The organism is Porticoccus sp. Uisw_050_02 (genome assembly GCF_047729555.1).
Classification (GTDB): domain Bacteria; phylum Pseudomonadota; class Gammaproteobacteria; order Pseudomonadales; family Porticoccaceae; genus Porticoccus.
This window is the reverse complement of sequence record NZ_CP159825.1, coordinates 24,202-42,098: the sequence shown is the minus strand read 5'-3', so window position 1 is coordinate 42,098 and position 17,897 is coordinate 24,202. Positions and strand designations below refer to the sequence as shown.

The following is a 17,897-nucleotide window of genomic DNA, read 5'->3' as shown; positions in this document are numbered from 1 at the left end:
AGGCTACAGTTCATTGACTTTTGTCATTTATAGCCATATATTTTGTCATTATGGCCATAGAAGTAACATCAAAAGAACCCCCTCTACGGATAGCAACGCTGCTCTATGATAATATCCTTGGCACTAGCGCTACACTTCCAGTGGAAATGCTACGAACAGCAGAGGCCACCGTTCGGCCTAAATACCCAAACACTAGAAGAATTGAAGCACTTACTCTGTCTATTGATGAATGTTCCATTACATCGCCGTCTGGTTTTGATATTCGGCCATCCGCAACTATTGATGACTCACAAAATTTTGACATTATTAACTTACCTGCGTTATGGCGAAATCCAAGACCAGCTCTAATAAAATACAAAGATTACATACCTTGGCTGCAACAACAAGTTGCTCAAGGGGCCATAGTGATAGCAGTAGGAACTGGTGTCTGTTTTCTTGCCAAATCTGGTCTCCTCGACAAACAGCCGGCAACAACACATTGGCACTATTTCGATCAATTCCAAAAAGATTATCCAAACGTTCTATTAAAACGACAGTACTTTATTACTCAGGCAGGGAACCTTTATTGTGCTGCAAGCGTTAATTCTATGGCTGAACTAATGGTTCATCTTTCAGCTAGGCTCTATGGCCGAAATGCTGCAAAGCAAGTGGAAAGGAACTTTTTCCATGAAATTCGCAGCTCTTTTAAGCCTACTAGTTATTTTTCTGATGATGTACAGCGGCATCCAGACGAACAAGTGGTTCAAGCGCAGATTTGGCTGGAAGATAATTACAATAGGACTATCTTGATAAGTGAGGTGGCAAAAAAATTTGAATTTAGCACTAGAAACTTCAACCGACGATTCAAGAGCGCCTTAGGAAAAACACCTCTAGAATATTTACAGTCTATCCGGTTGAACAACGCAGGAGAGTTACTACAAAAATCCAATCTTCCTATTTTCGAAGTAGCCCTCCATAGTGGGTATCAGGACACTGCTTCATTCAGTAAAATTTTTAGTCAGCACTTTGGTGCTTCGCCAACAAAATATAGGGAAACTGTACGAGCTAAATTATTTAGTGCACATTAAACATGTTCGATGGAGGTCAACCCTAAAGAGGGAATATTTAGTCGATGATATACAAGCCATTCGGCTGCTAGTGCTGGTTTTTCCTCACCTTTAGCCTCGATGACTGCGTCAACAGTCAGCAACAGGCCATTTTTTCTGCCCAGTACATGCAATATTCCAATTAAGGCGAATAAAGTTACATGGACGAATAAGCAAAATAAATCGCAATCGATTCACCCCATAATTTAGCACCGTAGACGGCCCAATCTGATCAACTAGTGCCTCCATCATCAGATGAGGTATCAGCGAAAGCGATAGAAATCCGTGTACTGTCGGACCACCAAATTTTTTTGCTGCGCGCTCTGGGCTAACATGTATGTATTGATGGTCTCCTGTCACATTTGCAAATTGATTGATCTATTCTTGAGAAATTTTAATCCATTCTGATTGTCCGCTTATCTGCTCTGCCATATCAATACTCTTATGAATTTAAATGGTGGTTGCATACCTCCTATCTTGGACCTAGAATCAATGATTGGCACAGTTATTATTTGCCTAAATCAATCTGATTTTCTCTGGCGCTAAAACTAAAATCTGGGGTTGAAATTGATTGCGATTGGTCATCGGTCAGATCTTCACAAACAGCAGGCCGCCTAAATCCAGACACAGCATTACTCAGACCCAAAGATACATCAGCAAGCTCATTCATAATTTCAGCCGTATTATTTGTACCGAAGAGCAGCTGGGATGATATATCCTGTATCACATCCATCGTTTTTGAACACTTAATAGTCAGCGTCCTCTGGGCTGTTAAGGCTATAGCTGCATCGTTGATCTGTTTGGCCAAACCCAACACAACCCCCTCAATATCTGTCACGACATGATTTGCATCGTCTGACACCTTTTTGCCCTTGGTTGCCGTGAGCACAGCCTTATCCATAGAGCTAATAGTTTCATTGGTGCCCACATGAACAATACGGATCAATGCAGTTATTTGTTTGGTGGCAACCCCAGAACGTTCTGCTAGTCTTTGAATCTCTTCAGCAATTACGCCAAATCCTTTTCCTGCATCTCCAGCCGTGGAAGCTTGAATAGCTGCATTAAGACCAAAAATATGTGCTTGATCCGCCATATCATTGAGAGCTAAAACCAAGCTTCCAATTTCCTTAAAATTTTCACTCAACCGATTAACATGTTTGGAGGTTTCGTTGATTTGATCTTGTGTGCTGTCAATATCAAAAGCAGTATTTTTGATAATTGTAGTCCCTTTTTTGGCAAGGGAAGATATTTTCTCTGTCTCAGCAACAGTTCCCTTCAGTTGAACAGACAGTCCATCGATGGCCCCCTCTAATTCTTTAATAACTTTAGTTGCAGCAGCTATTTCATCTGATTGGTGTTCGGACACTTCGGCTAACTGGGATGAAATTACTCGGGTCTCATTTACTGTTGCTGACAAATTTTCTGATGACCCCTGTATTTGATCAGCGAGGGTCTGCAGTTGCTCAATAGAAAACTTTATTGCTTCCGAAATAGTGCCGTTAAAATCTTGAATTTCCTCAGTATCGCCGTGCAAATCAACGTCATTGAGCGAGGATATTTGATCTAATAGCAAAAAAATAGCCTGCTGATTATTGTTCTCTATAGCAAATCTTTCGCGTGATCTTCGATATATCTCTACGCTAACAAGCATCAATAAAACAACGCATAGTGCTCCAGCACAGAACACAGGATAAGAAAATTTTTGATATTCATCTAATAACAGAATAACGAAGTATAGCTGTCTTAGCTCTTCCTGGATTAAGGGCAATGAAGCAACTAACCACACTATGTAGCCAATAAACCCTAGTGCAGCTATTAAGGCCAGTGTAATCAAGAAAAGAGCTGGATTCTTATGTGACTGATATAGTTTTCTATTCATGTTGATGCGTCTCCAAGCAACCAAAGCTAGCTTATTTTATCTTATTATTCTACTTGAGGCTGTAATTCTGAAAATTAACCCGTCCGGCAATCTGATTGACCGATTACGACTACATGTCTAGTAGATGATTCTTTAAAACTGCTCGCAAAAATGAGCTTAATCACAGTATAAAAGTCATTCAAAAAATAAACTGCAAACATTAAGCGGATCTACATGGTTTTAAAAACTAAGGAATGATTTATAGTAACAAACATGTTTCAAGCGTTAAAAAATAACAAATACAGCCGGCTATCTTATAGGATGCACGCATGACCAGAACTCTGGGCGTTGTAATGGACTCAATTGAATCAATTAATCCATACAAAGACACCACACTGCTATTACTTCTTGCCGCGCAAAACAGAGGCTGGGAGATTATGTATATGCAGCAACATGACCTATCTCTTGAGAATGAAAATCCAGTCGCTAGTATGTCTCAGCTACGAGTCAAGGATCATCAGACAGACTGGTTTTCTTTAGGGCAGCCAAAACTTACATCACTGTCAGACCTGAATGTCATTCTTATGCGCAAAGACCCTCCTTTTGATACTGAATACATATATACAACCTACATACTTGAAGCAGCAGAGAAGCTAGGTGTAATGGTTCTTAACAAGCCTCAAAGCCTTAGGGGCTGCAATGAAAAAATTTTTGCAGCTTCTTTTCCTCAATGTACGCCACCCCTCTTGGTTAGTAGGGATGTCGGTCAAATTAAAAATTTTTACAAAAAACATCATGACATTGTCCTTAAGCCTCTTGATGGAATGGGAGGAGCATCTATCTTTAAAATTGGGAAAAATGATCTCAACTTAAATGTCATCATAGAAACACTGACCGATAATGGGCGGAGAACCATCATGGCGCAAAAATTTATCCCAGAAATAAAATTAGGGGATAAGCGTATTTTGATGATTGAAGGAGAGCCCGTTCCCTATTGCTTGGCAAGGATTCCGCCGGAGGGAGACATTCGAGGAAATCTGGCGGCGGGCGGCAAAGGTATTGTGCAACCGCTAAGCAAGAATGATCTTTGGATCGCCAGCCAAGTAGGGCCAGTATTAAAAGAAAAAGGCATCCTGTTTGCCGGGCTAGATGTCATTGGCTGCCACTTAACGGAGATCAACATTACTAGCCCCACATGTGCCAGAGAAATTGATCGCGAACAACACACAGATATTGGAGCACAACTACTGGCCGCCATTGAAAAAAACCTATAGTTTTAGTTTTGTGCAGGTAGAGACTAAGATGCTACTAAAAAATTTGTTATGCCTAGAACTAGAATAGGAATAAAATTATCACTAAAGAAATCCTCACTGTCCTAGCTTTTGATTTTGGTACACGCCAAATTGGAGTTGCTATTGGCCAAAACTTTTTAGGGACAGCAAACACACTAGCTGTGTTACAGGCAAAAAACGGAATGCCTGATTGGGACAAGATCAAACTACTACTAGATGACTGGAAACCAAATCAAGTAATTGTGGGGTTGCCTCTGAATATGGATGGAAGTGAGAGTGATTTTTGTATCAGAGCGCGTAAATTTGCTCGCAGAATACATGGTAAATTTGGAATAAAAGTAGAGATGGTCGATGAACGACTTTCTACATTTGAAGCAAAGCATCAAAATCAGCTTAAGCATGAAAAAAACAAAAAACATAGTTCAACAAACTATCGCGACAATCCTGTGGATGATCTTGCAGCTGTACTTATCTTACAAACTTGGCTATCAGACCCAACCATAGCAGTTTTACCGTAATGCTATACTTGCCCCTACAATAAATCTTAATTTTTAGTCGGCCTTATATGATTAATATACCTATCAATTTGAACAATATTAACTGCCGCATTCAGCAAGCTCTGGCAACTACAGATCGCTGCATAAAAGATATAATCCTTGTCGCGGCCAGCAAAGGCCAGCCTTCAGAGGCTATAAGAATTGCATACGCATTAGGACAAAAACACTTTGGAGAAAATTATTTACAAGAGGCTCTTAAAAAACAACAGGAACTTTCCGACCTATCGGATATATGCTGGCACTTTATTGGTCCCTTGCAATCCAATAAAGCACGAAAAATAGCAGAAAATTTTGACTGGGTGCACACAATTGATAAAGCAAAAATTGCCAAAAAACTAAATATATCACGACAAGATAATCAGCCGCCACTAAATGTCTGCATACAGGTAAACATTAGTGAAGAAGAAAGCAAATCAGGACTATCGGTTCAAGAGTGTTCTGAAGTTTCTACTGCAGTTAAGGCCCTTCCTCGTTTAAACCTTAGAGGCTTAATGACAATACCTCAACACAATGCAACAGAGATAGAGCAAAGGAAAACATTCAAGGCTATGTCAAAACTACTCCTGAGAGTCAGGGATAGCTCCCCTCAACTGACAACACTAGATACGCTTTCCATGGGGATGTCGTCTGACCTTGAAGCTGCACTCCAAGAAGGTGCAACAATTATCAGGGTGGGCTCAGCTATTTTTGGTCCCAGGTAGTTATTATAGCAACATACAACGGATTTAATTATTAAGGAGGTTCTTGTGAGCAAGCCAAAAATAGCATTTATAGGTGGTGGCAATATGGCAACTAGCTTAATAGGTGGGATCTTAGACAAAGGACATCCCTCAAGCCATATTACTGTTAGCGGTCCCACAGAAGAGAAGCTTTTTCGCCTAAACCAAAAATTTGGAATCAGTACGACGAAAGATAACTCTATTGCAGCTACCGGCGCAGAAGTAATACTGCTTTCAGTCAAACCTAAAATGGTAAAATCAGTCTCTCTAGAACTATCTGCCTCTTTAAAACATCGACCACTGGTAATTTCCGTTGCTGCAGGTATCCCCTTGTCCTCCTTACAAAAATGGCTAGGGAAGGACGCTCCTATCGTTAGATGCATGCCTAATACTCCAGCGCTGGTTCAAGCTGGTGCAACGGGATTATTTGCTAATACGGTTGTCAGCCGTGAACAGTGTGGCTTAGCCACTGAAATTTTTAATGCTGTTGGAGTCTGCTGTTGGCTCGAAAAGGAAGAAGATATTGATGCGGTTACGGCAGTTTCTGGAAGCGCCCCCGCTTATTTCTTTCTTTTTATGGAGGCTATGGAGAAAACCGGTATAGAGCTCGGCCTAAGTCAGAAAGTTGCTCGAAAATTAATCTTGCAAACTGCTTTAGGTGCGGCAAAAATGGCAATGGAGAATGACATAGAACCAGCAGAGTTGCGTAGACGTGTTACTTCTCCAGCTGGTACTACTGAAGCAGCTATTAACACATTTCTTGAAGGGGATATTTTAGGATTATTCAACAAAGCAATGACTAGCTGCGTTAAACGAGCAAAAGAGCTGGCAAAAGAAGCATGAGACTAAATCGATAAGCACTAAAAATCTATCAATATAACTAACGGATAAGCAGGCCATGACCACACTGACCCCATACGCAACATATTTAGTCCAAACCCTAGGTAGTTTTTATTTAACTTTAATAATATTTCGTTTTTTGCTGCAGCTGGTTAAGGCAGATTTTTATAACCCTATTTCTTTATTTATCATTAAAGCCACTCGACTACCAAGTAGTGCGATACGCGTCTTTTTGCCACCATTTCGCTCATGTGACCTTGCCAGCCTAGTACTGGCTTTACTGGTTCAGTGGTTAATCATACAGCTAACATTTACAATTAATGGTGCCGGCATGGTCAGTATCTTTATGGCTCTTGCTTGGGGTTTAGTGGGCACGCTGTCTGTATTTCTAAATATTTACCTCTACGGGTTGCTGGCCACGATTATTATCAGCTGGATAGCCCCACAGAGTCAGCATCCGGCTATAGTGCTAATTCAGCAAATTATTTCCCCAGTAATGGAGCCATTTAGGCGCATTCTTCCATCTTTTGGGGCTATAGACTTGTCGCCGATGCTTTTATTTTTAGTCCTTAATATGCTAGAGTTTTTTCTTCATGGGATAGCTGGCTCGCTCCTGCTCGACACACGAGTAGTTGCCGGCATATAACCATTGATTAGCCTTCAGATAGTGCGGCTTGTTGTAGCTCCAGCAACTCATTGATGCCACTTTTAGCCAAAGCTAGCATTTTATCAAGCTGGTCTTGAGCAAAGGGAGCGCCTTCTGCAGTTCCCTGAATCTCAATAAACCCTCCATCACTGTTCATCACAACATTCATGTCAGTTTCAGCCGTAGAGTCTTCAGCATAGTCTAAGTCCAATACGGGCGTTCCGTTGTAAACACCAACTGATACAGATGCAATCATCCCAATCAAAGGGCTTTCTTGAATCTTTCCTGTCTTTTTTAGGTAATTAACGGCATCCATTAATGCAACACAGGCGCCAGTAATCGAGGCTGTTCGTGTGCCACCATCAGCCTGAATAACATCACAATCTATCTTAATGGTATTTTCGCCCAAAATTTTGAGATCAACAACTGCTCTTAATGAGCGGCCAATCAACCTTTGAATTTCTTGGGTTCTTCCGGACTGCTTGCCTCGACTGGACTCTCTACTCATTCTTGAATTTGTTGAGCGAGGAAGCATGCCATACTCTGCTGTAATCCAGCCTTGGCCTTTTCCTCGAAGGAAGTGTGGAACAGAATTCTCAACACTAGCCGTACAAATGACTTTAGTGTCGCCAAACTCAACCAACACAGACCCTTCAGCGTGCTTAGTATAGTTACGAGTAATAGTTACATTGCGTAGTTGATCTGTAGAGCGGCCACTAGGTCGAGACATATTGTTTGCTTCCTGAGAAAATAGGATGTCATTTTAGCTGATTTATTCAGCTTATGTGACAGCATGTTAATATATATACCAATATTTTATTTTTATGGGCGCCAAATATGACAAACAGCATGACTGCTTTTGCACGCAAGTCCATCCAATGCGAATGGGGGACAGCTGTTTGGGAATTACGCTCTGTTAACCACCGCTATTTAGACGCACATTTCCATACACCTGACTCAGTCCGAGAGCTTGAAATGACATTGCGAGCACTTTGCAAAAAACATCTTGAGAGAGGAAAAATAGATTGCATACTACAAATAAACACCACCCAAACGCCTGATAAGCTAGCTATAAATCAACCAATAGTAGAAGAATGCATATCTGTATGCGAGGCCCTAGCAACCCAAATAAATAGCCCTGCAAAAATTTCCCCTTTTGATATTCTGCGGTGGCCGGGGGTAATCAAAAAAATAGAGGCAGACAACAGCGGTATAAATAAAACATTGGTGGCTCTTTTTGAAGAGACTTTAATAGAACTCAAAGAGGGTCGACGGAGAGAGGGGAGCAGGCTCCAGCTTCTTATTGAACAACGCCTTAGGGCTATTGCAGGTGAGATTAGCAGTGTGCGTCAAAAACTTCCGCTCCTATTAGAGACACGAAGACAAAAAATTATAGACAAATTTCATGATATGTCGCTAAATCTTGACAAAGAACGTCTTGAGCAAGAATTAGTGCTGCTTGCGCAAAAAGCTGATGTAGAGGAAGAGCTCGATAGGCTCGATACACATCTGATAGAGATAGATCATATTTTTAAACGCCAAGAGCCTATTGGAAGAAGGCTGGATTTTTTGATGCAAGAGTTGAACCGCGAAGCCAATACGCTTGGCTCAAAATCTATTGGAAGCGATACAACACAGTCTTCGGTAGAGCTAAAAGTTCTAATAGAGCAAATGCGAGAGCAAATTCAAAATATTGAATAGCCTAATTTATAAAAATTAAAGAATAAAAGGAAATACACTCAATGCCTAAAAAAGGGACCCTCTATACAGTTTCTGCCCCTTCTGGGGCTGGAAAAACAAGCCTGGTAAACGCCTTGTTGAAAAAGACTTCTGGTTTGCATGCTTCCGTTTCTCATACAACTCGTGCAATGAGGCCCGGAGAAAAAGAGGGTGTAGACTATTATTTTGTCAATCAAGCGGCTTTTCTTTCCCTAGTTGATGAGCAAGCTTTTCTTGAGCACGCTCAAGTGTTCAATCATTTTTATGGCACCTCTCAAAAGTGGGTACAACAGACCCTCTTGAGCGGAGCAGATGTTATTCTCGAGATTGACTGGCAAGGGGCTGCACAGATTCGTCGGCTTCTGTCTGACTGCATCAGTATTTTCGTTTTACCTCCATCACTGAATGCGCTTGAGGAAAGACTAACAAGTCGTGGGCAAGATGCCTCAGCTGTCATAAAACGACGTTTATCGGCTGCTAAGGAAGAAATTTCTCATTTCAAAGAAGCTGATTATTTAATCATTAATGATGGTTTTAGTGAGGCGCTTGATGACATTGGCTCTATTATTTTAAGCAAACGACTGAAACTTCCGCGTCAAGAACAAAAATATCTCTCGTTGCTCAAGGATTTGTTGTCCTGAAACCAGCAATTTTGTACACTAGGCGGCCCTGTATGCAATACAGAACTTCTTGGTTGCTCAAGAAGTAACCAACCAAACGGAACCGCACATGGCCAGAATTACTGTAGAAGACTGCCTGAAGAATGTAGACAACCGCTTTGAGCTTGTTATGGTTAGCTCTAAACGGGCCCGTCAGTTAGCTCTGGGCTCTAAAGAAGCCCTAGTTCCCTGGGAAAACGACAAGCCTACCGTAGTGGCTTTGCGAGAAATTGAAGAAGGTTTTATAACAGCAGACATTCTAATAGAAAGAAAGAAGCCTGATGATTTTATAATAGAACCTGTAGATACAGAAGAAGCAGAAATAATAACTGAAGGCGAAAGTATCTCTGAGGTTGGAGTGTCGCCTTCACTAGAAGACCCTGCTGCAATTTTACAAAGTGCAGCAGAAGAATAGCTTCATACGGGAGGAGAAATCTTGGTAGCCTTTTTGGTCGCCGAGGCGCTAGGCAATAAACTTTCCTCTTATCTCGCAGAAAATCAAGTCCAAAGTGTTCTGAAAGCTTACGAGTTTGCTGAGCAGTGCCATAAAGGCCAGCTAAGGCAAAGTGGTGAGCCATACATTACTCATCCTCTTGCTGTAGCTATAATTCTCGCAGACATGCATCTTGACCACGAAGGGCTTATGGCGGCCTTATTGCATGATGTACTTGAAGATACCCATATCAACAAAAAAGAACTCATAGGTCATTTTGGAAGCACTGTTGCCGAGCTAGTAGATGGTGTCAGCAAACTAAGTGAAATTGAATTTACCTCGAAGGCCGAAAGACAAGCCGAAAGTTTTCAAAAAATGACCTTGGCTATGTCGAAAGATATTCGCGTATTGCTAATAAAGCTAGCTGATCGGCTGCATAACATGAGAACTATTCATGGCTTAAGTCCAGAAAAGCGTCGCAGAATTGCCAGAGAAACATTAGATATTTATGCTCCTATTGCTCAACGATTAGGAATTAACAACCTCAGGCTTGAGTTTGAAGAGCTAGGATTTTCCTCCATGTATCCGGTTAGGTACAAACGGATGCTGGAGGCTCGTAAAACTGCGCGCGGTCCTCGCCGAGAGATTGTTAAAGAAATTCAAGATGGGATTGAGGTGAGACTAGATAAGGAGTCTATTGGGGCAGAGGTGACCGGTCGTGAAAAGCACCTCTGGAGCATCTACCAAAAGATGAAATCCAAAAAAAAATCCTTTCGCGACATCATGGACGTCTTTGCGTTTCGCATTGTGGTTGACTCTGTAGATAATTGTTACCGTACGTTAGGGGTTATACACAATCTATTTAAACCAGTAGCAGGTGAGTTTAAGGACTATATTGCCATTCCTAAGGTCAATGGATACCAGTCTCTCCATAACGTTCTAATAGGAACGCATGGTGTACTTATTGAAATCCAAATAAGAACACGGGACATGGATGCTATGGCAAATTTTGGTGTTGCTGCGCATTGGCTTTACAAGTCTCAGCAAGAAGGAAATCCAAGGGCTTATCGATGGATTCAAGGGCTGCTTGAAATACAAAAACAAGCTGGTAATTCTCTAGAATTTATTGAGCATGTAAAAACTGATTTATTCCCAGACGAGGTTTATGTATTCACAACCAAGGGTGATATTATCTCCCTTCCTCATGGGGCAACACCGGTCGATTTTGCCTATGCGGTGCATACGGGCTTAGGCAATACTTGTGTTGCCTGCAAAAGTAATGGTGACTTGATTCCACTTTCGACACGACTAGACAGCGGGGCTAAGCTTCAAATCATCACCACTAAAGATGCGCAACCTAACCCATCTTGGCTCAATTTTGTTATGACAGCCAAGGCCAGAAGCGCTATTCGTCATTTCCTTAAGCACCAACAGCACGCAGAATCTATAGTCTTGGGGAAAAATCTTCTCAATAGGGCACTTGGCAGTTTCGGCACAAACTACAAAAGTATTCGTAAATCTTGGATAAAAAGAGCGTTGGCGGAAACAGGTTGCGCTTCATTTGAAGAGATTCTGCAGCAAATTGGTTTGGGAGACCGCATGGCCTATGCTTTGGCTAACCTTATGGCCCCGCCATCTATGCGAAAAGACAGCATTCCTGAAGAATTCGAATCACCAATTATGATTGACACTAGAGAAGGATTGATTATAAATTATGCGAGGTGTTGCCATCCTATACCTGGAGATTCTATTTTAGGCCACCTTAGTCCCGGCAAAGGACTTGTAGTCCACCTTGATAGCTGTAAAAATCTTAATGAAATTCGTACTAACATTGAAAAATGCATTTCGCTCAATTGGTCGCTTAAAGTAAAAGGCGATTTTGCTGTAGCATTTAAAGTTCAACTGGTTTCTGAGAGGGGGGTTATTGCCACACTCGCATCACGCATTTCAGCATGTGAAGCAGTAATACTTAAAATCCAAGCAGATGAAAGAGACGGGGATTCTAGTATTGTCGATTTGTTAATTGAGGTTAAAGGTCGAATACATCTCGCTCAGGTTATTAGGCGTATAAGACTATTGAAGCAAGTACAGCGGGTCTACCGCACTAAAAATTGAAGAGGCAATCCGATGATCAATAAGGCCACAATTAACACAGAAAAAGCCCCTGCAGCCATTGGCACATACTCACAGGCGATCAAGGTAAACAATACTGTCTACCTGTCTGGGCAAATACCACTGGATCCTAAAACTATGGTTATTGTCAAGGGTGGCATACAGGCTGAAATAGAACAGGTTTTTGTAAACCTTACTGCCGTTTGTGAAGCAGCGGGTGGGTCTCTAAAAAATATTGTAAAATTAAATATTTATCTCACCAACCTAAATGATTTCTCCGCGGTGAACAACATTATGGCTCGCTATTTTGACCAACCTTACCCGGCCAGAGCAGCAATTGGAGTAAGCGCCTTACCCAAAAATTCTGCTGTTGAGATGGATGCCATCATGGTGATTTAGCTGCCTCTATTCATTTTTTAAAAGAGAAAGATAGCCCTCCCTAAAGCTAGGAAAAGCCAATTTATAACCAGTTTTGGTCAACAATTTATTACTACATCTTCGATTTGACAATCCAGCACTCTGTCTATTTTTCTTATTGTCGCTGTCACCTAAAATACAAACCCCCATCTGTTTTGCTAACCAGTGCTGCATCTCATGTGCAGAAACCGGCTCATCGTCTGTAGCCAGATATAAGCTTTCTAAGGGTTTGTTTTGCGCATATCTTTTTAGCAAATGAACAATAACTCTAGCGCAATCTTCTGAATGGATTCTGTTGGTCCAGACGGTGGGTTCTTTGGCAGCGATTTTGCCCTGTTTTATCTGATGAATTAGTCTGTTTCTACCGGGGCCATATATTCCAGAAAATCTCACCACTAAAGGCTTAATCGGTCGACCGTTACATAATAGGGGCTCTGTTGATAAAGAGCCTATTATCTTCTCTGCTTCCAGCAATCGCTTGCCTCGGAACGATATTGGAATTACCTCCGAAAGCTCGTCGACCCATTCACCATTAGTTTGACTATATACTCCTGAACTTGAGGCCCACACTACTAAGCGAGGAGGATTTTCTGTTTTAGACAAGGCTAATTTCAAAGCTCTTGCTCCAGCAACATAGCTGTCAAGGTAGCCCTGATCACTCATATGATCCGGGGTCAAAGTGATCACTATTGCATCAACACTAGACTTGTCTAATACAGCCAAAAGGTCTCCTGTGTTGCAAAGATCCCCCCTTATTGCATCAATATCTGCCGGCAAAGCCAAAGGGTTTCGTCGCATAGCCTGCGCTTGCCAAGCAAACTCTAGGCTGCCGCTTGGTAGCGCTCGGATTGCTCGAAGACCAATATCTCCACAACCTATAAATAAAATTTTCAATTAGCTTTCCCTTTGTGATTTATTATAGCTATGATTATAAACGGAGAAACAATTATGACTTTAACTGAATTACGCTATATCGTCACTCTTGCAGAATCACGACATTTTGGCGAAGCGGCTAAGCGATGCAACGTCAGTCAACCGACGCTCAGTATTGCTGTCAAGAAATTAGAAACAGAACTTAGCGTTGAACTATTTGAGCGTTCAAAAAATAGAGTTTTTATCACCCCTCTAGGTGAAAAAATTATCGCTCAATCGCATCTTGTGCTGGAAGAAGTAGAAAAAATAAAGGATGTAGCGTCTGCAGGGAAAGATCAGCTTGCCACCCCTCTTCATGTGGGTGCTATTTTTACTATTGGCCCCTATCTTTTCCCTCACTTTATTCCCAACCTGCAAGAGTTTGTCCCACAGATGCCACTCATTGTGGAAGAAGGCTTTACTTCGACCTTGAGAGAACGCTTAAGATGCGGGGTCCTAGATGTTATCATTGTTGCATTGCCCTTCGATGCCCCTGATGTCGTTGTGCAGCCCCTATATTCTGAGCCGTTTGTGCTATTGCTTCCAAAAACACACCCTCTTGCCAAACAAGCTTCTATAAAATCAACCGACCTAGATAATGAAAATGTTTTATTGCTAGGCGAAGGGCATTGCTTTGGGGATCAAGTCCGACTAGCCCTTCCAAATCTCAACAAGCATCCAGGGAAAATTCGCACAGAATCTGAAGGCAGCTCGCTAGAAACGCTTCGCCATATGGTGGCCTCAGGGCTTGGGATCACGATTTTACCGTTTTCTGCTGCGACAGGATCAGGCTATAGCGACAGCTTTCTAACTACCCGCCCATTTGAAGAACTTTCTCTTCGCAGATCAACCGCATTAGCGTGGAGAGCAAGTTTTCCTAGACACAAAGCTATTGATGCGCTTCGAGAAGCCATTAAACGCAATCCTTTGCCTGGCTGTAGATCAGGCCCAACAAGTCCTTCATATAAATGACTAGTCAGTCTCTTAATCAAATTTCTGTAATAAAACTCAATGGGGTCGGGGCTCAGCTTGCCTTAAGGTTGTCCAAATTGGGGATAGAGACAACACAAGATTTACTTTTCCATTTGCCTCTACGCTATATCGACAGAACACGTGTATCGGCAATTGGAGGCGCGCAACCAAACACAGAGGTTGTTATCGAGGGGACAATCCGTGGATGTGACGTCGTATTTGGTCGTCGTCGCAGTCTGCTATGTCGGCTTCAGGACAACACAGGGATTATCAGTCTACGTTTTTTTCATTTTAGTAGCGCCCTACGAAACAATCTAAAAGTAGGCTCTCATCTTAGGTGTTATGGTGAAGTAAAAATCGGCAGCTCGGGGCTCGAGGTTTACCATCCAGAATGTCAATTTTTGGATCCAGCCCATCCTTTGCCCCTCCAGCAATATCTGACTGCGGTATATCCCACAACTGAAGGTATATCTCAACAAAGGATGCGGGGCATTATCTTGCAAGTTCTGAGCTTAATGAACGAACATCAGTTAATAGAGCTTCTTCCAGAAAAATTAAAAAAATCGTCTCTTACTACTGTATTAAAATTTATTCATCAACCACCAAACACCGCGGCCATCGAACAATTAAATAAAGGGGAGCATCCCTCCCAGCAGCGCCTGGCCTTTGAAGAACTGCTAGCTCATAATTTAAGCCTGCTTAAGCTTAGACAAGCAGTTCAAAGTCATAAGGCCCCACCTCTTTGCAATAAAGATCACCTGAGAGGGCGGTTTTTAGATGCTTTGCCATTTGAGCTCACAGGTGCACAGAAACGAGTAAGTTTTGAGATTCAAAAAGATTTATATAATTCATATCCTATGCTGAGGTTAGTGCAAGGGGATGTTGGCTCAGGAAAAACTGTCGTTGCCGCGTTAGCGGCGATTCAATGTGTAGCCGCGGGGAAACAGGCCGCCCTCATGGCACCAACTGAAATTTTGGCAGAGCAGCATCGCCAGTCTTTTGAGGCGTGGCTCAATCCACTAGGAATTCAAATTGGATGGATTACAGGAAAAGTAAAAGGACAGGCTCGAACACAACAACTTGGCGCAATCAAAGATGGTTCTGCGCAAATAGTAATTGGGACCCACGCCTTATTTCAAGAAGAGGTTTCTTTTCGAGATCTAGCGTTAACCATAATTGATGAGCAACATCGCTTTGGGGTTCATCAGCGTCTAGCCTTGAAGGAAAAAGGTAGGAATGACGACCAAATTCCCCACCAGCTTACAATGACTGCGACGCCGATTCCCAGAACGCTGGCTATGAGCGCGTATGCTGACCTCGATTGCTCTGTCATCGACCAAAGCCCGCCTGGGCGCTCCCCTGTTAATACAGTCGTTATCGCGGACTGCAATCGACAGAAAGTAATTGATCGGGTACAAAAAGCTTGTACTAATGGTCGCCAAGCATACTGGGTATGCACGCTTATTGAAGAATCTGATCTGCTGGAAGCGCAAGCCGCAGAAGCGACTGCAGCAGAACTGCATCTTTTGCTTCCACAGCTAAAAATTGGCTTGGCGCACGGCAAACAAAAAACAGGAGAAAAGTCTGCTACTATTGCTCAGTTTAAGGCGGGGAAAACTCAACTTTTGGTGGCCACAACTGTGGTTGAAGTGGGTGTTGATGTCCCAAATGCAAGCTTGATGGTGATTGAAAACCCTGAGCGTCTTGGCCTAGCGCAGCTCCATCAACTTCGAGGAAGAGTGGGGCGAGGAAAAGAAGAAAGTCACTGCGTGTTGTTGTATGGCCCGTCCTTATCACAACAAGGGGCTGAGCGACTTAAAATTATGCGCCAGACGAACGACGGATTTAAAATAGCTGAAATGGACTTAAAGCTTCGTGGTGCCGGAGAAGTTCTGGGGACCAGGCAAACGGGTGAAATGGCATTCAGGATTGCAGACTTACAAAGAGACGGTCATTTGTTGCCAGAAATCAAACTATCAGCAGAGTTACTATTGGACCAACATCCATTAAACGCCCAAGCAATTATCCGAAGATGGCTTGGGGACGGCGAGCGTTATGGCCAAGTATAGGATGCAACATTAATGTCTTTACAGGTTAGAATACACCGCTATCAGACGACCTACAGGTAGAAACTTGTTCGCTTATCATAACCCTAATCAAATATTTCTTTCCGAGCCCAACTGGAAAAGCTATGTGCGGGCACCCTATACTGCAACGCCAACGGGGTTGCGTAGCTGGCTTCTTGACAGGGGGTCTCTAACGCAGCGTCTCATGAAGCTAAGTCGGGGAGAATTTAAAGTCGAAGTGCTAACACAACAAATGGCTTCACCAATGCTGTCAGAAATTCGAGCGCTCGGAATGCCTTTGCGGCAGAAAGCATTGATCCGACAAGTCATTCTGTATGGTTGCAATATACCATTAGTGTATGCGCGCAGTGTTATTCCTGTCAAAACTCTTACTGGCCGCTTAAAAAATTTACGAAAACTAAATAATAAGCCTTTAGGGGCTCTTTTGTTCAGAGACATTGCCATGCAGCGCGGTGATATTGAGATAGGCTGCCTGCAAAATAATGGTTATCTGCATCAAGGGTTTGCCAATAATTATGACGCGGCTGTTTGGGGTCGCCGCTCATTGTTTTATCTAGATAAAAAGCCGCTTCTTGTGAGTGAACTATTTATACCAGGATTTAACAAAAAATTGCTTTCAAGTAGTTTTCATTGAAAAGTTTTCAGTCCAAATTTCATTTAAAATTAATCACGTGTTAGCAACCATATGTATAGCTTTAAGATAAAGAACCTAAAACAACGCCTGCCTGTCTTCTTGAGACTCATGCGTTTTGATCGGCCAGCAGGAACCTTGTTGTTGCTTTGGCCTACCCTGTGGGCCCTATGGCTATCTAGCGGAGGTCCGCCAACTCTGAAAAACTTTATAATTTTTACTTTTGGTGTAGTGTTGATGCGAGCCGCAGGTTGCGTTATTAACGACATTGCTGACCGAAAAATTGATGGTCATGTAGAGAGGACTCGTGATCGACCAATTCCTAGCGGCTCTATCAGCACCCAAGAAGGACTCATAATTTTTTTTATACTGTGCGCTGGCGCACTTACCTTGGTCATGTTTACTAACAACTTGACGCTTAAGCTTTCTTGCATAGGCGCTGCCTTAACTGCCAGCTACCCTTTTATGAAAAGGTACACTCATCTACCACAAGTATTTTTGGGCGCGGCTTTTGCCTGGAGCGTTCCTATGGTTTTTGCTGCCGTAACCAATCAAATCGATAGTATGTTGTGGTGGCTGTATAGCGCCATAGTCATGTGGACTATTGCATATGATACTTTTTATGCCATGGTTGACAGGGCCGATGATTTAAAAATTGGCGTTAAATCCACGGCTATTTTGTTTGGCAAAATGGATCGGGCTATTACCGCATGCTTGCAGGTAGCAGTTTTGGTGCTGCTAACCATAACTGGTGTTTTCTTTGAGCGAGGAGAATGGTTTTATTGCTCGCTGATAGCTGCCGCGGCTCTATTTGTTTACCAGCAGTACATAATACGCAATAGTGACAAAAGGGGGTGTTTTAAGGCTTTTTTAAACAACAACTACGTGGGAGCAGTAATTTTTATTGGTCTAGCATTAGACTACTGCGCAATCTAATGGAGAACAGCACAGCTGTCAT

20 protein-coding genes are annotated in these 17,897 nt (G+C 42.4%); 15 read left to right on the top strand and 5 right to left on the bottom strand.

Features of this window, described 5'->3' with window-relative positions; genetic code table 11:
• The first annotated feature begins 50 nt into the window (after nucleotides 1-50).
• Complete coding sequence (locus ABXT41_RS00210) at nucleotides 51-1,067, top strand: GlxA family transcriptional regulator (protein ID WP_415390831.1); 1,017 nt, start codon at nucleotides 51-53, stop codon at nucleotides 1,065-1,067.
• Here ABXT41_RS00210 and ABXT41_RS00205 read toward each other — a convergent pair.
• From ABXT41_RS00205 to ABXT41_RS00195, 3 genes are all read right to left on the bottom strand, one after another.
• Nucleotides 1,064-1,189, bottom strand: coding sequence for a hypothetical protein (locus ABXT41_RS00205; protein WP_415390830.1), 126 nt, complete (start codon nucleotides 1,187-1,189; stop codon nucleotides 1,064-1,066). The genes ABXT41_RS00210 and ABXT41_RS00205 overlap by 4 nt on opposite strands.
• The gene (locus tag ABXT41_RS00200; protein WP_415391481.1) at nucleotides 1,176-1,463 is read right to left on the bottom strand and encodes a MaoC/PaaZ C-terminal domain-containing protein; all 288 of its coding nucleotides are present in this window, start codon (nucleotides 1,461-1,463) and stop codon (nucleotides 1,176-1,178) included. The genes ABXT41_RS00205 and ABXT41_RS00200 overlap by 14 nt, the downstream gene beginning before the upstream one ends.
• Before the next feature lie 130 nt (nucleotides 1,464-1,593).
• Nucleotides 1,594-2,964 (bottom strand): methyl-accepting chemotaxis protein, encoded by a 1,371-nt coding sequence (locus tag ABXT41_RS00195; RefSeq protein WP_415390829.1) that lies wholly within the window; start codon nucleotides 2,962-2,964, stop codon nucleotides 1,594-1,596.
• Between the two features lie 308 nt (nucleotides 2,965-3,272).
• Here ABXT41_RS00195 and gshB point away from each other — a divergent pair, with 308 nt between their 5' ends.
• From gshB to ABXT41_RS00170, 5 genes are all read left to right on the top strand, one after another.
• Nucleotides 3,273-4,217 (top strand): glutathione synthase, encoded by a 945-nt coding sequence (gene gshB, locus ABXT41_RS00190; RefSeq protein ID WP_415390828.1) that lies wholly within the window; start codon nucleotides 3,273-3,275, stop codon nucleotides 4,215-4,217.
• Between the two features lie 89 nt (nucleotides 4,218-4,306).
• Complete coding sequence (ruvX, locus tag ABXT41_RS00185) at nucleotides 4,307-4,753, top strand: Holliday junction resolvase RuvX (RefSeq protein ID WP_415391480.1); 447 nt, start codon at nucleotides 4,307-4,309, stop codon at nucleotides 4,751-4,753.
• A 47-nt stretch (nucleotides 4,754-4,800) separates the two neighbouring features.
• On the top strand, nucleotides 4,801-5,493 hold the full coding sequence (locus ABXT41_RS00180) for a YggS family pyridoxal phosphate-dependent enzyme (RefSeq protein ID WP_415390827.1): 693 nt from the start codon (nucleotides 4,801-4,803) through the stop codon (nucleotides 5,491-5,493).
• A gap of 45 nt (nucleotides 5,494-5,538) precedes the next feature.
• The gene (gene proC, locus ABXT41_RS00175) at nucleotides 5,539-6,354 is read left to right on the top strand and encodes a pyrroline-5-carboxylate reductase (protein WP_415390826.1); all 816 of its coding nucleotides are present in this window, start codon (nucleotides 5,539-5,541) and stop codon (nucleotides 6,352-6,354) included.
• A gap of 55 nt (nucleotides 6,355-6,409) precedes the next feature.
• Nucleotides 6,410-6,997, top strand: a complete 588-nt coding sequence (locus tag ABXT41_RS00170; RefSeq protein WP_415390825.1) for a YggT family protein — start codon at nucleotides 6,410-6,412, stop codon at nucleotides 6,995-6,997.
• A gap of 7 nt (nucleotides 6,998-7,004) precedes the next feature.
• Here the strand turns inward: ABXT41_RS00170 and rph are convergent, their stop codons facing one another.
• Nucleotides 7,005-7,727: a ribonuclease PH gene (gene rph, locus ABXT41_RS00165; RefSeq protein ID WP_415390824.1), complete on the bottom strand. Its 723-nt coding sequence runs from the start codon at nucleotides 7,725-7,727 to the stop codon at nucleotides 7,005-7,007.
• A gap of 107 nt (nucleotides 7,728-7,834) precedes the next feature.
• Between rph and ABXT41_RS00160 the strand changes: the two genes are divergently transcribed.
• The 5 genes from ABXT41_RS00160 to ABXT41_RS00140 all read left to right on the top strand — a co-directional run bounded on the left by ABXT41_RS00160 (nucleotide 7,835) and on the right by ABXT41_RS00140 (nucleotide 12,319).
• Nucleotides 7,835-8,698 (top strand): YicC/YloC family endoribonuclease, encoded by an 864-nt coding sequence (locus ABXT41_RS00160; protein WP_415390823.1) that lies wholly within the window; start codon nucleotides 7,835-7,837, stop codon nucleotides 8,696-8,698.
• A 41-nt stretch (nucleotides 8,699-8,739) separates the two neighbouring features.
• Entirely contained in the window at nucleotides 8,740-9,357 is a 618-nt protein-coding gene (gmk, locus tag ABXT41_RS00155) for a guanylate kinase (RefSeq protein WP_415390822.1), read from the top strand.
• 88 nt (nucleotides 9,358-9,445) lie between these two features.
• Nucleotides 9,446-9,790 carry a DNA-directed RNA polymerase subunit omega gene (gene rpoZ / locus ABXT41_RS00150; RefSeq protein ID WP_415390821.1) on the top strand — a complete coding sequence of 115 codons (345 nt, stop codon included), beginning with the start codon at nucleotides 9,446-9,448 and terminating at the stop codon, nucleotides 9,788-9,790.
• A gap of 21 nt (nucleotides 9,791-9,811) precedes the next feature.
• Nucleotides 9,812-11,923 carry a RelA/SpoT family protein gene (locus ABXT41_RS00145; protein WP_415390820.1) on the top strand — a complete coding sequence of 704 codons (2,112 nt, stop codon included), beginning with the start codon at nucleotides 9,812-9,814 and terminating at the stop codon, nucleotides 11,921-11,923.
• A gap of 12 nt (nucleotides 11,924-11,935) precedes the next feature.
• On the top strand, nucleotides 11,936-12,319 hold the full coding sequence (locus ABXT41_RS00140) for a RidA family protein (protein WP_415390819.1): 384 nt from the start codon (nucleotides 11,936-11,938) through the stop codon (nucleotides 12,317-12,319).
• 6 nt (nucleotides 12,320-12,325) lie between these two features.
• On the opposite strand, the gene ABXT41_RS00135 is transcribed toward ABXT41_RS00140, so the two are convergent.
• Complete coding sequence (locus tag ABXT41_RS00135; RefSeq protein ID WP_415390818.1) at nucleotides 12,326-13,231, bottom strand: NAD-dependent epimerase/dehydratase family protein; 906 nt, start codon at nucleotides 13,229-13,231, stop codon at nucleotides 12,326-12,328.
• A 54-nt stretch (nucleotides 13,232-13,285) separates the two neighbouring features.
• On the opposite strand from ABXT41_RS00135, the gene ABXT41_RS00130 reads away from it, so the two are divergent.
• The 4 genes from ABXT41_RS00130 (at nucleotide 13,286) to ubiA (ending at nucleotide 17,875) form a co-directional block, all read left to right on the top strand.
• The gene (locus tag ABXT41_RS00130) at nucleotides 13,286-14,221 is read left to right on the top strand and encodes a LysR substrate-binding domain-containing protein (RefSeq protein ID WP_415390817.1); all 936 of its coding nucleotides are present in this window, start codon (nucleotides 13,286-13,288) and stop codon (nucleotides 14,219-14,221) included.
• The gene (recG, locus tag ABXT41_RS00125; RefSeq protein WP_415390816.1) at nucleotides 14,218-16,290 is read left to right on the top strand and encodes an ATP-dependent DNA helicase RecG; all 2,073 of its coding nucleotides are present in this window, start codon (nucleotides 14,218-14,220) and stop codon (nucleotides 16,288-16,290) included. The genes ABXT41_RS00130 and recG overlap by 4 nt, the downstream gene beginning before the upstream one ends.
• Nucleotides 16,291-16,354: 64 nt before the next feature.
• Nucleotides 16,355-16,942 carry a chorismate--pyruvate lyase family protein gene (locus tag ABXT41_RS00120; protein WP_415390815.1) on the top strand — a complete coding sequence of 196 codons (588 nt, stop codon included), beginning with the start codon at nucleotides 16,355-16,357 and terminating at the stop codon, nucleotides 16,940-16,942.
• 51 nt (nucleotides 16,943-16,993) lie between these two features.
• A complete protein-coding gene (ubiA, locus tag ABXT41_RS00115) occupies nucleotides 16,994-17,875 on the top strand; it encodes a 4-hydroxybenzoate octaprenyltransferase (RefSeq protein ID WP_415390814.1) in 882 nt (293 codons plus the stop codon).
• Nucleotides 17,876-17,897 lie beyond the last annotated feature (22 nt).

Bases quoted from the DNA above. Each gene is read 5' to 3' on its own strand.
- ABXT41_RS00140 (WP_415390819.1), top strand. From the start codon at position 11,936: ATGATCAATAAGGCCACAATTAACACAGAAAAAGCCCCTGCAGCCATT.
- ABXT41_RS00160 (WP_415390823.1), top strand. From the start codon at position 7,835: ATGACAAACAGCATGACTGCTTTTGCACGCAAGTCCATCCAATGCGAA.
- ABXT41_RS00130 (WP_415390817.1), top strand. From the start codon at position 13,286: ATGACTTTAACTGAATTACGCTATATCGTCACTCTTGCAGAATCACGA.
- gmk (WP_415390822.1), top strand. From the start codon at position 8,740: ATGCCTAAAAAAGGGACCCTCTATACAGTTTCTGCCCCTTCTGGGGCT.
- ABXT41_RS00170 (WP_415390825.1), top strand. From the start codon at position 6,410: ATGACCACACTGACCCCATACGCAACATATTTAGTCCAAACCCTAGGT.
- gshB (WP_415390828.1), top strand. From the start codon at position 3,273: ATGACCAGAACTCTGGGCGTTGTAATGGACTCAATTGAATCAATTAAT.
- rph (WP_415390824.1), bottom strand. From the start codon at position 7,727: ATGTCTCGACCTAGTGGCCGCTCTACAGATCAACTACGCAATGTAACT.
- rpoZ (WP_415390821.1), top strand. From the start codon at position 9,446: ATGGCCAGAATTACTGTAGAAGACTGCCTGAAGAATGTAGACAACCGC.
- ABXT41_RS00210 (WP_415390831.1), top strand. From the start codon at position 51: ATGGCCATAGAAGTAACATCAAAAGAACCCCCTCTACGGATAGCAACG.
- ABXT41_RS00195 (WP_415390829.1), bottom strand. From the start codon at position 2,964: ATGAATAGAAAACTATATCAGTCACATAAGAATCCAGCTCTTTTCTTG.
- ABXT41_RS00180 (WP_415390827.1), top strand. From the start codon at position 4,801: ATGATTAATATACCTATCAATTTGAACAATATTAACTGCCGCATTCAG.
- ubiA (WP_415390814.1), top strand. From the start codon at position 16,994: ATGTATAGCTTTAAGATAAAGAACCTAAAACAACGCCTGCCTGTCTTC.
- recG (WP_415390816.1), top strand. From the start codon at position 14,218: ATGACTAGTCAGTCTCTTAATCAAATTTCTGTAATAAAACTCAATGGG.